Annotated in this window: 14 protein-coding genes; 6 read left to right on the top strand and 8 right to left on the bottom strand. The window is 67.7% G+C overall.

Going from position 1 to position 12,996, the window contains the following annotated elements; genetic code table 11:
* Positions 1–340: 340 nt before the first annotated feature.
* Positions 341–1,150, bottom strand: a complete 810-nt coding sequence (locus ACP7A3_RS06285; protein WP_426256463.1) for an inositol monophosphatase family protein — start codon at positions 1,148–1,150, stop codon at positions 341–343.
* Positions 1,151–1,221: 71 nt separating this feature from the next.
* Between ACP7A3_RS06285 and ACP7A3_RS06290 the strand changes: the two genes are divergently transcribed.
* Positions 1,222–1,752: a peroxiredoxin gene (locus ACP7A3_RS06290; RefSeq protein ID WP_017977262.1), complete on the top strand. Its 531-nt coding sequence runs from the start codon at positions 1,222–1,224 to the stop codon at positions 1,750–1,752.
* Between the two features lie 64 nt (positions 1,753–1,816).
* Entirely contained in the window at positions 1,817–2,869 is a 1,053-nt protein-coding gene (locus ACP7A3_RS06295; RefSeq protein WP_017977263.1) for a GGDEF domain-containing protein, read from the top strand.
* A gap of 404 nt (positions 2,870–3,273) precedes the next feature.
* On the opposite strand, the gene ACP7A3_RS06300 is transcribed toward ACP7A3_RS06295, so the two are convergent.
* Together ACP7A3_RS06300 and ACP7A3_RS06305 are read right to left on the bottom strand one after the other, a co-directional pair.
* Positions 3,274–3,897 carry a YbhB/YbcL family Raf kinase inhibitor-like protein gene (locus ACP7A3_RS06300; RefSeq protein ID WP_426256464.1) on the bottom strand — a complete coding sequence of 208 codons (624 nt, stop codon included), beginning with the start codon at positions 3,895–3,897 and terminating at the stop codon, positions 3,274–3,276.
* A complete protein-coding gene (locus ACP7A3_RS06305; RefSeq protein WP_043061299.1) occupies positions 3,897–4,430 on the bottom strand; it encodes a hypothetical protein in 534 nt (177 codons plus the stop codon). The genes ACP7A3_RS06300 and ACP7A3_RS06305 overlap by 1 nt, the downstream gene beginning before the upstream one ends.
* A gap of 35 nt (positions 4,431–4,465) precedes the next feature.
* Here ACP7A3_RS06305 and ACP7A3_RS06310 point away from each other — a divergent pair, with 35 nt between their 5' ends.
* Positions 4,466–4,897, top strand: coding sequence for a DUF1810 domain-containing protein (locus ACP7A3_RS06310; RefSeq protein ID WP_426256465.1), 432 nt, complete (start codon positions 4,466–4,468; stop codon positions 4,895–4,897).
* A 6-nt stretch (positions 4,898–4,903) separates the two neighbouring features.
* Here ACP7A3_RS06310 and ACP7A3_RS06315 read toward each other — a convergent pair whose 3' ends face one another.
* The gene (locus ACP7A3_RS06315; protein WP_017977268.1) at positions 4,904–5,614 is read right to left on the bottom strand and encodes a murein L,D-transpeptidase catalytic domain family protein; all 711 of its coding nucleotides are present in this window, start codon (positions 5,612–5,614) and stop codon (positions 4,904–4,906) included.
* A 210-nt stretch (positions 5,615–5,824) separates the two neighbouring features.
* Here ACP7A3_RS06315 and ACP7A3_RS06320 point away from each other — a divergent pair, with 210 nt between their 5' ends.
* A complete protein-coding gene (locus tag ACP7A3_RS06320; protein WP_294219415.1) occupies positions 5,825–6,433 on the top strand; it encodes a L,D-transpeptidase family protein in 609 nt (202 codons plus the stop codon).
* Between the two features lie 161 nt (positions 6,434–6,594).
* Positions 6,595–7,470: an aldose 1-epimerase family protein gene (locus ACP7A3_RS06325; RefSeq protein WP_426256466.1), complete on the top strand. Its 876-nt coding sequence runs from the start codon at positions 6,595–6,597 to the stop codon at positions 7,468–7,470.
* A gap of 72 nt (positions 7,471–7,542) precedes the next feature.
* Here the strand turns inward: ACP7A3_RS06325 and ACP7A3_RS06330 are convergent, their stop codons facing one another.
* Positions 7,543–9,495: a potassium transporter Kup gene (locus ACP7A3_RS06330; RefSeq protein WP_043061294.1), complete on the bottom strand. Its 1,953-nt coding sequence runs from the start codon at positions 9,493–9,495 to the stop codon at positions 7,543–7,545.
* Positions 9,496–9,634: 139 nt separating this feature from the next.
* On the opposite strand from ACP7A3_RS06330, the gene pdeM reads away from it, so the two are divergent.
* Positions 9,635–10,297, top strand: coding sequence for a ligase-associated DNA damage response endonuclease PdeM (gene pdeM / locus ACP7A3_RS06335; protein ID WP_426256467.1), 663 nt, complete (start codon positions 9,635–9,637; stop codon positions 10,295–10,297).
* 280 nt (positions 10,298–10,577) lie between these two features.
* Here the strand turns inward: pdeM and msrA are convergent, their stop codons facing one another.
* The 3 genes from msrA to ACP7A3_RS06350 form a co-directional block, all read right to left on the bottom strand.
* Positions 10,578–11,231, bottom strand: a complete 654-nt coding sequence (gene msrA / locus ACP7A3_RS06340) for a peptide-methionine (S)-S-oxide reductase MsrA (protein WP_426256468.1) — start codon at positions 11,229–11,231, stop codon at positions 10,578–10,580.
* An 82-nt stretch (positions 11,232–11,313) separates the two neighbouring features.
* Positions 11,314–11,460 (bottom strand): hypothetical protein, encoded by a 147-nt coding sequence (locus tag ACP7A3_RS06345; RefSeq protein ID WP_017977274.1) that lies wholly within the window; start codon positions 11,458–11,460, stop codon positions 11,314–11,316.
* 305 nt (positions 11,461–11,765) lie between these two features.
* Positions 11,766–12,965, bottom strand: a complete 1,200-nt coding sequence (locus ACP7A3_RS06350; RefSeq protein ID WP_426256469.1) for a pyridoxal phosphate-dependent aminotransferase — start codon at positions 12,963–12,965, stop codon at positions 11,766–11,768.
* Positions 12,966–12,996: the final 31 nt, after the last annotated feature.

The following is a 12,996-nucleotide window of genomic DNA, read 5'->3' on the forward strand; positions in this document are numbered from 1 at the left end:
GGCGAGGGGAGGCTTCTAACAATCCGTCATTCCCGCGTAGGCGGGAATCCAGACACGCTACCCTCGCGCCTCCAGCCGCAACATCAGAGGGTATGGATTCCCGCCTCCGCGGGAATGACGGGCCGTGTGAGGCGCGCGTCCCGCACACCGACGGCCAAGGCGCGCTCTCCCACTTCCGTCATCCCGGCGAACGCCGGGATGACGGGTGGAAAGGGCGCCCCTCCACCACGCCGTCATTCCCGCGCAGGCGGGAATCCAGACACGCTGCCCTCACGCCTCCAGCCGCAACGTCAAAGGTTAAGGCCCGCCCCCGCCGCGGGAATGACGGACCCGTCAAACCTCAGTGATCATGCCCATGCGCCGCGCGCAACGCCTCCAGCACGTCGTCCGTCCGTGCCGGGTCGCCGATCGCCAGCACATGGCCCGCGCTCGTCGCGGTCAGCGGGTCGCCGTTCCAGTCGCACATCCGTCCGCCCGCGCCCTCGACCACCGGCACCAGCGCGGCAAAATCATACAGTTGCAGCCCGGATTCCGCGACCACGTCGAGATGCCCGCTCGCCAGCAGCCCGTAATTATAGCAGTCGCCGCCATAGACCGGCCCCTGCCGCGCATGCCCGCCAGAGGCGGCGGCGACGAGCGCCATGTAATGCGGCACGTCGCCATCCGCGAACAGGTGCGGGCTGGTGGTGGCGACGATCGCGCCCTCCAGCTGCGCGCAGGATCGCGTGCGGGCGGGCGCGCCGTTGAAGGTCGTCGGCCGGCCGGCGACGCCCAGCCAGCGTTCGCGCTGCACCGGCTGGTCGATGATGCCGAGCAGCGGCCAGCCATCCTCGACCAGCGCGATCAGCGTCCCGAAGATCGCGCGCCCCACCGTGAAGCTGCGCGTGCCGTCGATCGGGTCGAGCACCCATTGCCGCCCGGTCACGCCGTCCTTGGTGCCATATTCCTCGCCGACCACGCCGTCGCCCGGCGCCTCGGCATCCAGCAGCCGCCGCATCGCCGCCTCCGCCTCGCGATCGGCGCGGGTGACGGGGGAGCGGTCGTCCTTCAGCTCGACGCCATGGTCGGCGCGGAAATAGGGGCGGATCGCCGCGCCGGCGGCGTCGGCGAGGCGCTGGGCGAGCTGGATATCGGCGGCGGTAATCGGCATGATCGCAGCCCTATCGCGGGGCAGGGCCAGGCGCTAGGGTCCGGTCACGTCTTTGCGAGAGGATCCCTTCCATGCGCCTGTTTTCCGCCGCTATTGCCACGATCGCGCTTGTTGCCACCCCCGCCATCGCCGGCCTGCCGGTGGGTGCGAAGGCGCCGACCTTCGCCACGCGCGGCGCGGTCGCCGGCCAGGTCGTCGGCATCGATCTCGCCCAGCAGCTCAAGAAGGGCCCGGTCGTCCTCTATTTCTTCCCCGCGGCCTTCACCGGCGGCTGCAACGCCGAAGCGCATGCCTTTGCCGAGGCGATTCCCGAATTTCAGAAGGCCGGCGCGACCGTGATCGGCATGTCGGCCGACGACGTGCCGACGCTGCAGCGCTTCTCGGCGGAAAAGTGCGCGGGCAAGTTCGCGGTGGCGAGCGCGGGGCCCGCGGTGATCAAGAATTACGACGTCGCGCTCAACGCCGGCGGCCGCGCGCTGACCAAGCGGACCAGCTATGTCATCGGCCGCGACGGCAAAATCGCGTTCGTCCACGACGATATGAACCCTGCGCAGCATGTGGCGTTGACGCTCGCCGCGGTTCGTCGCCTCGCAGCGAAGTGAAGCCACGGAAACTTCCTGATAACATTTCGCGGGTACACATCGCGGAACACCGGAAAGGGCGTAGATGAACGGGCCGTTGGCAGCGCGAAAGGACGGCAAGGGTGATCTATTCACCCGAATCGGCGACTTTCTCGCGTCTCAGGGCCTCAGCCCCGAGCCGGCCCATTACACCTTCGCCTATGATGTCATCACCAATCCCGACGGCGCGATCGCCCAGGCGGTGATGCGGCTGACCGATGGTGGCTTTCGCCTCAGCCGCTCCGACATCGAAAAGCTTGGCGGGCGCGTGATGCTGGGGGCTGCGGTCCAGCCCGAAGCGGAGCCGCCGCGCCCCAGCTATCGCGATCACCAGTCGGAGGTCGAGGACGAGGCGGTACGCCTGGTCGAAGCGACCCAGGCGCAGGTCGACGATTTCGCGACGATGATGCGCGCGATGCAGGACCAGACGCGCGATTTCGGCGCGGACCTCGCCGAAAGCGCGGCGGCGATCGATACGGCGGGGCCGGCCGGCCTCGACGCGATCGCGCGCATCGCCGGCACGATGCTGGCCCGCGTGCGCGATGCCGAAGTGCGGCTCGATCAGGCGACGCGCGAGGCGGAAACGCTCCGCGCCAAGCTTGCCGAAGCGAACGACACCGCGCGCCGCGACGCGCTCACCGGCCTGCCCAACCGCCGCGCCTTCGGCGAGGCGTTCGACCATCGCCGCGAACTCGAAGGGCCCTTCTGCCTCGCAGTCTGCGACATCGACCGGTTCAAGCGGATCAACGACGCGCATGGCCACCAGATCGGCGACCGCGTCCTGTCCGCCGTCGCGCGCACGCTCAGCGAGGAATGCCAGAAATATCTCGTCGTCCGCCACGGCGGCGAGGAATTCGCGATTCTGATCCACGGCCTGACCCTCGCCGATGCCGCCGCGCACCTCGACGGGGCGCGCAGTGTCATCGCCGGCAAACGCTTCCGTCTGCGCGAAACCGACAAGCCGCTGGGCCAGGTGACGCTGTCGATCGGCGTCACCGCCGTACAGACCGGCGAGACGATCGATGCCGCGTTCGAACGCGCCGACCGCCTGCTGTACACCGCGAAGAGCGATGGCCGCGACCGGGTGTGTGCCGCCTGATATTGGCGTAAACCGCGCCATCGCCGTGGCGCAAATTCCCAAATTGATCTGAGCTGCCGAAGAAAACCGCGCAAATCCGCGATTTTTTGCATTTGGCACGATGGCTGCAAAGTCCCTGGCATGCGGCGACGAACGGTTCGCCCGCCGCAGCAAAAGGGAAACAGACCATGTCCATCCGCTTCGATATCGCTCAGCGCGCCGCCGTCTCGGTCGTTGCCGCTCTCGCCTTCGCCGGCCTCGCGATCAGCGCCGCCGTCCCCGTCCTGCCGATCGCCTGATCCGCGCAAGCCCTGAGGAGACGCATCATGTATCGCAGCTTCGCACTCGCGCTGTCCGCCTTCTGCACCACCGTCCTGGTCCTCGCCAGCCAGAGCACCGGCACGATCGGTTGACCGGCTGACGAGCTACCCGGCGGTTGCGACCGCCCCGATCGGCCCGACCGGCGCATCGTCGCCCCGGCTATAGGTGCCGATCAATACCCCGGCGGCGAGCACATGCCCCGCCATCGCCTCCAGTATCGCGGTACGGCCGGGCGTTTCGCCCGGATCGCCGACGCCTGCATCAAGCGCGAACAGCTGGAAGGCATAGCGATGGCTGCCATGACCGGTCGGCGGGTCGGGCGGCAGCCAGCCTTCGCGAAGATAGGAATTGCGGCCGACGTCGCGCTCGGGCGTTCCCGCGCCATCGCTGCGGATCGCGCCTTCCTCCAGCCGACCCGTGTCGGCGGGCATGCCCCAGACCACGGCGTGGACCAACGGTTGCGGCGCCGGTGCGTCGGCATCCTCGACCAGCAAGGCGAGATGCGCCGTGCCGTCGGGCAGCGGCCCCCAGACCAGCGGCGGCGACACGCCATCGCCGTCCGCGGTGAAGCGTTCGGGCAGCCGCGCGCCGTCGGAAAAGGCGGGGCTCATCAGCTCGATCCTCGGGATCGCCGTGCCCAGCGTGCCGCGCGCGATCGCCAGCTTTTCGGCGCCCGCGCGCACGTCGGACAGCGCCTTGCCCAGCCAGGCGGGGATATGTTCCAGCATCAGCCTTGCTCCTGCGGGCAATCGCCGGCGCGCATCGCCGGCGCTTTGTTTGCGGCGAACCAGCGGCTGCGGTCGCCCATCGTGTCGGCATCGTGGTAACATGCTTCCGCGCGCGATCCGTCGGCGCCCAGCACCAGCGTCCAATCGTTGTCGCCGCAATCGTGCGGCATGCAGCCGTGCGCGGCGATGCGGCCATCGGCGGTGCGGAAGATCGGCACGGTCACCGCGTCGCGGTTGACGAATCGCCGGCGAATACGCTCGTCGCCCACCGCATCGTTCAGTGCGCGCGCCACTTCGGTACGGTCGTAGAAGCCGACGCCATCGACGGCATCGGTCGGATATTTGCCGACATAGGCGGTCAGCGCATCGGCATGCGCCTGGCCGGGCAGAGGCTTGGGCATCTGCGTCGGCGGCGGGACGAAGCCTGCGGCGGCGGCATTGTCGGGGGCCTCCGCCTTGCGCGCGCCGCCGCAGGCCGCGAGGCAGAGGATCGGGGCAAGGCCCATGGCGAGAAGGATCGGACGCATCGTCATGGAACGCAAGACAGGCCCCGGCGGTTGCCTGTCGTATGACCGGGTCCGACGCCACCGATCTCGATCGCTTCGTCCGCGCGCAGGAAGGCGTTTGGAATCAGGCGCTTGCCGAGCTGCACGCCGGGCGCAAGGCCAGCCATTGGATGTGGTTCGTCTTCCCGCAGATCGCCGGTCTGGGCAGCAGCGCGATGGCGCGAACCTATGCGATCCGTGGTGCCGACGAGGCGCGTGCGTATCTGGCGCACCAATTGCTCGGCGGGCGGCTGATCGCGATGACACAGGCGGCCATCGCGGCGCCCGGCAGTGCGGAGGCGATGTTCGGCAGCATCGATGCGATGAAGCTGCGGTCGTCGATGACGCTGTTCGCCGCGGTCGCCGACGATCCGACACCGTTCGAAGCGGCGCTGGAGCGCTTCTACGACGGGCAGCGCGATCCCCGGACGCTGGCGCTGCTCAGCGAACGCTGACCAGCGTTACACCTTCGCCGAAAAGATCATCCGGCCCTGGCCCAGCTGCGCGAACACCTGCGACAGGTCGCTTTCGCCAACCGCGAAACAGCCCTGGCTGCGGCCGAGCATGCCGTGCGTGCGCAGCATGTCCTTGTTCGCATACCAAGCCGAATGCACCACGATCGCGCGCGCCAGCGCATTGTCATTGGTGGCGTCGAGCCCAATCAGCCGCTGCGAACGGCCATGCTTGCCGACATAATAATCGTCGGTGACGAACGCGCCTTGCGAAGTCGCGTTGGAATTGGGCTCGTTCGAAAAGCGCTTCAGATAGCCGGTGTGCGCCGGGTCCGATCCGCTGCCGTGCGCGACCAGGAACGACTGGCTCTTGCCCGACACCAGATCGACGAGGTGGAAGCGCGGTTCGGACGAGGACGCCGCCATGTCGGCGATCGCGATCCGGTCGCGGCGTGGGATGCGGCGGCCATGCTGGTTCAGCGCGGCCATCGCCTGGCGCATCAGATCGGGGCGCACGACGCGCGGCGAGGTGATGGCTTGCGCAAACATGCGCGGGCGCGGGGCCGGCAACGGCGGTTCGCTGACCGGCCGCAAATCGGCCTGGCTCAGGCGGCGGGTCGCGGCGGAAACCGTTCCCGGCATCGCCAACGTCGTCGCCAGCACCAATCCGTTCTTCAGCAGTGCACGACGATCGCGCGCGCCATCATTCTGATTTTGCATCGAATTTCCGTAATGCCCCGGTTCTTGCCCGCGAGACATCATATAGCAGCTTCGGACTTAATATTCTGCGGGTCCCAGCCCCAAGTCAGCGTTGCGGTTGCACGCTTCGGCGCGGGTTGGGCTCGATTGATCCGATTTGGCCATGGCACCAGCCGCGATATCGCGCGTTGAGACCCGCGAAAGGCAAACGAAAGTCAAGGGCGAATCGATATGGCACAGCGATCGACACGATGGTTTTCGGCGATGACCGCGGCGGCGCTGGTAATGGCGCTTCCGGCCCCCGCATTTGCGGCGGCGGCCAGCGATGCCCTGGCCCCGGAAGTCACGTCGCTCGCCCCCAATCGCTTCCTCTGGAACGACAGCGGTAGCAGCGAACCGGTCAGCATCGTCGTCTCGATCCCCGATCAAAAGGCCTATGTCTATCGCGGCACGATGCTGATCGGCGCATCCACCGTCTCGACGGGCAAGGACGGCAAGGAGACACCGGTTGGCGTCTTCCCGATCCTGCAGAAGTCGGAAAAGCATAAGAGCAACCTGTACGACAGCGCGCCGATGCCGTTCATGCAGCGCCTGACCTGGGACGGCGTCGCGATCCACGCCGGCATGAACCCGGGCTTCCCTGCCTCACACGGCTGCATCCGCGTGCCGACCGACTTCGCCAAGAAGCTGTTCGCGATCACTAGCCGCGGCACGCCGGTGCTGGTGACGGACGCGTCGGCCGCAGAGGGCTGGACGCTGCCCACCAACGCCGACGCCGCCGCGATGCAAAGCGAAACGGCGACCGCCAACGAGGCGTGGTTGCAGACCGCGTCGCGGTGAGCAGAGGCTGCCAACCTGGAATCCGTCATTGCGAGCGCAGCGAAGCAATCCAGAGCCGGACCAGGACGCCCTGGATTGCGTCGCTGCGCTCGCAATGACGTTCTACCAGGAATGGCCACGACCCTTGCCGCAGCCCCACACCTGACGCACAGCTGGAGCCCATGACCGACCTCGTCACCATCCGCTCCGGCGCATTGACCGCCGCGATCAACCCCGTCGGCGCCGAGCTGACGCATCTGCGCGACGCCGACGGCCGCGAGCTGATGACCAACGCGGACCCGGCCTTCTGGACCGGCCACGCGCCGATCCTGTTCCCGGTGATCGGCATGACGTACGAGAAGGCGATCCGGCTCGACGGCACATCCTATCCGATGGCCAAGCATGGCTTCGCGCGCCACAGCCTGTTCGACACGGTCGCGCAGTCCGACGCCAGCGTCACCTTCGCGCTGACCGACAGTGCCGAGACGCGCGCCTCCTACCCCTTCGCCTTCCGGCTCGAGATCACGTTCACGCTGCAGGATGCGACGCTCCACGTCGAGGCACGCATCCACAACCCCGCGACCGAGCCCATGCCGGCGAGCTTCGGCTTCCACCCCGCCTTCGCCTGGCCGCTGCCCTATGGGCAGGACCGCGCCGCCCACCGCATCGTCTTCGACGCCGACGAGCCCGACGCGCTGCGCGTCATCGCCGCCGACGGCACGATCGCCGCGGGCACGCGCCCGTCACCGCTCGACGGCCGCACGCTGACGTTGCGCGACGATCTGTTCACCGACGACGCGCTCGTGTGGGATCACGTCCGCTCCGACGCGGTGACCTATGGCGCGCCAGACGGCCCGCAATTGCGCATCGCCTTCCCTGACACGCCGATGCTCGGCATCTGGACCAAGCCCGGCGCGGCCTATGTCTGCGTCGAGCCCTGGCACGGCATCGCCGATCCCGAAGGCTTCACCGGCGACTTCCGCGACAAGCCGGGCGTGTTCGACGTGCCGGCCGGGGGCGACAAACACATCGCCATGCAGGTGACGCTGCTCGCCTGAGGAGAGTGACGTCGCAGGTCATCTTCGCTCGCCATGACGGACGACGATAGTGTCGGAACGTCCTGCGCGCGCCTACACCGTCACCTGTTCGCCCAGTTCCAGCACCTTGCCCGGCGGAATCTTCAGGAAGTCGGTCGGATCGCTCGCATTGCGCTGCATGAACATGAAGATGCGATCCTGCCACAGCGGCATGCCGACGTCCGCTTCGGGCTTCAATGTGTTGCGCCCGATGAAGAAGCTGGTCTTCATCGCATCCAGGCTGCGCATCTCGGTCTTGCCGCCGACGCCCAGGTCGGCGGGCACGTTCGGCGATTCCATGAAGCCGTAATTGAGCACGACGATCTCGAAATTATCGTCCAGCCGCTCGACGGTCGCGCGCATCTCGGGCTCCACGACCGGGCGGTCCGTCGTGCGGATGCTGACCACCAGGTTGCGCTCGTGCAGCACCTTGTTGTGCTTGAGATTGTGGAGCAGCGCGCCCGGCGCGGATCGCGGATTGGCGGTCAGGAACACCGCCGTGCCCGGCACGCGTTCGGGCGGCCGCTTGGCGAGCGCGGCGGCGAGGTCGGCGAGCGGGATGCTCTGCCGCGCCTCGAACGCGCGCACGATGCCCTTGCCGCGCACCCAGGTGTAGATCAGCAGGCCGATCGATGCCGCGATGACCAGCGGCACCCAGCCGCCCTCGATCACGCGCAGGATGTTCGCGCCGAAGAAGATGAGGTCGAGGCACAGGAACGGCAGCACCGCCGCCAGCGCCCACACCCGGTTCCAGTGCCACACGTGCCGCGCGACGAGGTAGCCGAGCAGAGTCGTCACCACCATCGTCCCCGTCACCGCGATGCCGTATGCTGCCGCCATCGCCGAGGATGTCTTGAACTGGATGATCAGCACCAGCACGCCGATCATCAGCAGCCAGTTGATCGCGGGGACGTAGATCTGCCCGACGAACGACGCCGACGTCTGCCGCAGCTTCATCCGCGGCAACAGCCCCAGCTGCACCGCCTGCTGCGTCAGCGAAAAGGCGCCGGTGATCACCGCCTGGCTCGCGATCACCGTGGCGAAGCCCGCCAGCACGATCAGCGGCCCGCGCATCGATTCGGGCGCCATCAGGAAGAACCAGTCCTGATTGGTGAACGGCTTGCCCGCAGCGGCGGCGGCCTCGAGGCGCGAGAGGGCAAAGGCGCCTTGCCCCAGATAGTTGAGCGTCAGCGCGGGGAACACGAGCAGCAGCCACGCGATGCGGATCGGCTTCTTGCCGAAATGCCCCATGTCCGCGGTCAGCGCTTCGGCGCCCGTCACCGTCAGGAACACCGCGCCCAGCACGAACAGCCCCACCGTGCCGTGGGTGCTGAGGAACTGGATGCCATAGGTAGGCAGCAGCACGCGAAAGATCGACAGCTCGTCGGCGATATGCCACGCGCCCAGCCCGCCGATCGTCAGGAACCAGACGATGCACACCGGCCCGAACAGCGACGCGACCCGCGCCGTGCCCTTCGATTGCAGGAAGAACAGCGCGATCAGGATCACGATCGTCAGCGCGCGGATCGTGCCTTCGTCAAAGAATGTGGCGGCGCTGGGGATGGTGCGCAGCCCCTCCATCGCCGACAGCACCGACAGCGACGGCGTGATGATCGCATCGCCATAGAACAGCGACGCGCCCGCCGCGCCCAGCACCAGCGCGATGCGGCTGCGCACGCCGATCGACTTGCGCGCCAGCGCTGCCAGCGCCAGCACGCCGCCTTCGCCGTGATTGTCGGCGCGCATCAGGAACAAGACGTATTTGACCGTGACGATCAGCGTCAGCGTCCACAGCGCCAAGCTGAGCACGCCGAGGATTTCGGACGGGTCGATGCCGTCGCCCGCCGATTGCTGCAGCGCCTCGCGAAAGGCGTAGAGCGGACTGGTGCCGATATCGCCGAACACGACGCCCAGCGCACCGACGGTCAGGCCGATCAGCGCGGGATGGGCCGACGCGGAATGCGCGCCCGTGGATTCGGAAGCGGGTGCTTCGACGGCAGCCGACATGGCGCGCTTTTACCCCTGTTCAATCCCCCGGCGCGGGAGGACGGCGCGCTTTACGCCGATTTGCCTGCCGCGCAAGAGGCTTTGGGTAAGGGCAGGGTAACGGCTTGATCGGGTAGGGGTTTGCAGGCATGGGCGGGCCATGGTTCCCTTTTCGTTCGGCGGTCAGACCCTGTGCGCGCTGCCGGATGGCGCCTTATGGTGGCCGGCACGTTCCGCGCTGCTGGTCGCGGACCTGCATTTCGAAAAGGCGAGCTGGTTCGCCGCCCGCGGCCAGATGCTGCCGCCCTATGATTCGCTCGCGACGCTGGCCGATCTCGCGCGCATCGTGACGGCGACGGGGGCGAAGGAACTTTGGTGCCTGGGCGACAGCTTCCACGACAGCGATGGCTGCGACCGGTTGCCCGCCGAAGCGCAGTTACGCCTGCGCGCGCTGACCGAGGGGCTGCGCTGGACGTGGATCACCGGCAATCACGATTCCGGACTGAAGGATCGCTGCGGCGGCACGGTGCTGGACGAAGCGACGGTCGACGGCCTGATCCTGCGCCACGAGGCGGATCCACATGACGGCCGCCCGGAACTGTCGGGCCATTTCCACCCCAAGCTGCGCCTCCACGTCCGCGGCAAGCAGGTCGCGCGCCGCTGCTTCGTCGCGACGCCGCGCAAGATCGTGCTGCCTGCCTTCGGCGCGCTGACCGGCGGCCTCGACGTCGACCACCCCGCGCTGGTCAAGGCCGTGGGGCAGGGCGCCGAGGCCCTGGTGCCCGTCGAACAACGCCTCCTCCGCTTCCCCATCGCGGCCTGACGCACACCCCCCCGTCATCCCGGCGAACGCCGGGATCCATGGACACGATGCGGGCAGCGTGGCGCACATCACCAGCCACGCCAAAACCATGGATCCCGGCCTCCGCCGGGATGACGAGGATGGGGCATCCCGCACCACCCCCCGTCATTCCCGCGAAGGCGGGAATCCAGACGGGCTAACCGCGCGGCTCTATCGCCGTGGTTCAGAGGTTATGGATTCCCGCCTACGCGGGAATGACGGGGAAGGGGAGGCACGAACGCCCGAACCAACAAACACGCCCTCACCGCGCCAGCGCTGGAAACCCCGCCTTGAACGCCGCGACCTTGGGCTTGTCCCAGCGCACGATATACGGGTGCATCGGATTCCGGTCGTAGAAGCGCTGGTGATAGTCCTCCGCCGGGAAGAACCCGCCCTGTTCGATCCGCGTCACGATCGGCTTGGGAAAGCTCTTCGCCGCTCCCAGTTGCGCGATATAGGCGCGCGCCACCGCGGCCTGCCGCGCGTCCTGCGGGAAGATGGCGGAGCGATAGCTCGGCCCCGTGTCCGGACCCTGCCGGTTCAGCTCGGTCGGATCATGAGCGATGGAGAAATAGATGCGCAGCAGCGTCGCATAGCTGACGACACGCGGATCATAGGTCACGCGAATCGCCTCGGCATGGCCGGTGCGCTCGGTCGACACCTGATCGTAGGTCGCGGTCGCGCGGCTGCCGCCCGCATAGCCGGCGATGACGGTCCTGACGCCCTTCACCCGCTCGAACACCGCCTCCATGCCCCAGAAACAGCCGCCCGCGAACACCGCGGTCTGCGTGGCCGTGGTGGCGGGGACATCGATCTTGGCGACCGGCAGCGGCACCGCGCGCTCGGCGGCGGCAAAGCCGGTGGAGGCGAACAGGGCGCCCGCCAGAGCGGCGCCGGGCAGCAGAACTTTCAGCATGACGCTGATATGGTGAGGAAACTGCGTCCGTCCAGAGCCAGGGGCCTGAGCGGTCTGGCGCATTCGTCTCGCCCGGTAAGGCTTACTGCGCCTGCACGATCGGCGACGCGGCCGGGATCGGCTGCGCATGCTGCGCGCTCGCCGGCTGCAGCGTCACGACGCCGATCGCGCCGATCGCGAACCCGCCGAGGAACTTCCAGAAGAAGCGGCTGTTGAACATGTTGCGCATAACGCACCCTTGTCTTGTCGTTCGTTGGGGCGACGACGAACGTCGTCTTGCCCGGTTTCAGCGGCCCAGATGGTCGTCCGGACCGCCACTCTCAAGCGCGTTTATAGAAACGCTGGATTAACGCGGCGTGGCCGCTCCGTTCATCGCCCGTCAGGGTTTGCGGCCGATACGGATGGAGTTATCCGCCAAAAGCCACCCGTCACCCCGGACTTGATCCGGGGTCCCGCTTCTTACTTGCCACAGCCAATGAAGCGGGACCCCGGCTCAAGGCCGGGGTGACGGTGAATGTTGGAACGAGCCGCCCCTCAGCGCAGATCCGCGCACGCCTGCTGGATGCGCGTGCACGCCTCGCGCAGCAGGTCGTCCGACGTCGCGTAGCTGATCCGCATCGCCGGCGACAGACCGAACGCCGCGCCCTGCACCGCCGCGACCTTCGCATCGTCGAGCAGATAGCCGACGAAATCCTCGTCCGTCTCGATTCGGCGCCCGTTCGGCGTCGTCTTGCCGATCAGCGGCGCGAACGACGGATAGACGTAGAAGGCGCCTTCCGGCGTCGGGCAGGTCATGCCCTCGATCTGGTTGAGCATGCCGACCACCAGGTCGCGCCGCCCCTGGAATGCCGCGGCGCGCTCCTTCAGGAAATCCTGCGGCCCGGTCAGCGCCGCCACGGCCGCGGCCTGCGCGATCGAACAGGGGTTGCTGGTCGACTGCGACTGCAGCTTCGCCATCGCCTTGATCAGCCACGGCGCGCCGGCCGCAAAGCCGATCCGCCAGCCGGTCATCGCGTACGCCTTCGAACAGCCGTTGACGGTCAGCGTCCGCTCGTACAGCTCCGGGCACACTTCGGCGATCGTCGCGAAGCGGAAGCCGTCATAGACGATATGCTCGTACATATCGTCGGCGAAGATCCACACATGCGGGTGCCGCGCCAGCACCGCGCCCAGCGCCTTCAGTTCGTCGACGGTGTAGGCCGCGCCCGTCGGGTTCGACGGCGAATTGAGGATCACCCACTTGGTCTTGGGCGTGATCGCCGCTTCCAGCGCCTCCGGCGACAGCTTGTAATCCTGCTCCGGCCCGGCGACCGCGAACACCGGCGTGCCGCCCGCGAACTGCACGACGTCGGGATAGCTCACCCAGTATGGCGCGGGGATCACCACCTCGTCGCCCGGATCGACGCTGGCGACGATCGCGTTGAACAGTGTGTGCTTGCCGCCGACGTTCACCGTCACCTGATCGGGCGTGTAGGTGAGATTATTGTCGCGTGCGAACTTGGCGACGATCGCCTGCTTCAGCTCGATCGTGCCGTCGACGTTGGTGTATTTCGTCTTGCCGTCGCGGATCGCCTGGATCGCCGCGTCCTTGACGAACTCCGGCGTGTCGAAATCGGGCTCTCCAGCGCCCAGGCCGATCACGTCGACGCCCGCGCGCTTCAGCTCGAGCACGCGGCTGGTGATCGCGAGCGTGGGCGAGGGGCTGATGCGGCCGAGTGCGGCGGAGGGCTTCATGGGACGGGCCTTGGATGGCGGAAGGACTGCG

Origin of the sequence: Sphingomonas sp. DC5200-1 (assembly GCF_049897245.1) — a bacterium.
GTDB lineage: Bacteria > Pseudomonadota > Alphaproteobacteria > Sphingomonadales > Sphingomonadaceae > Sphingomonas > Sphingomonas aquatilis.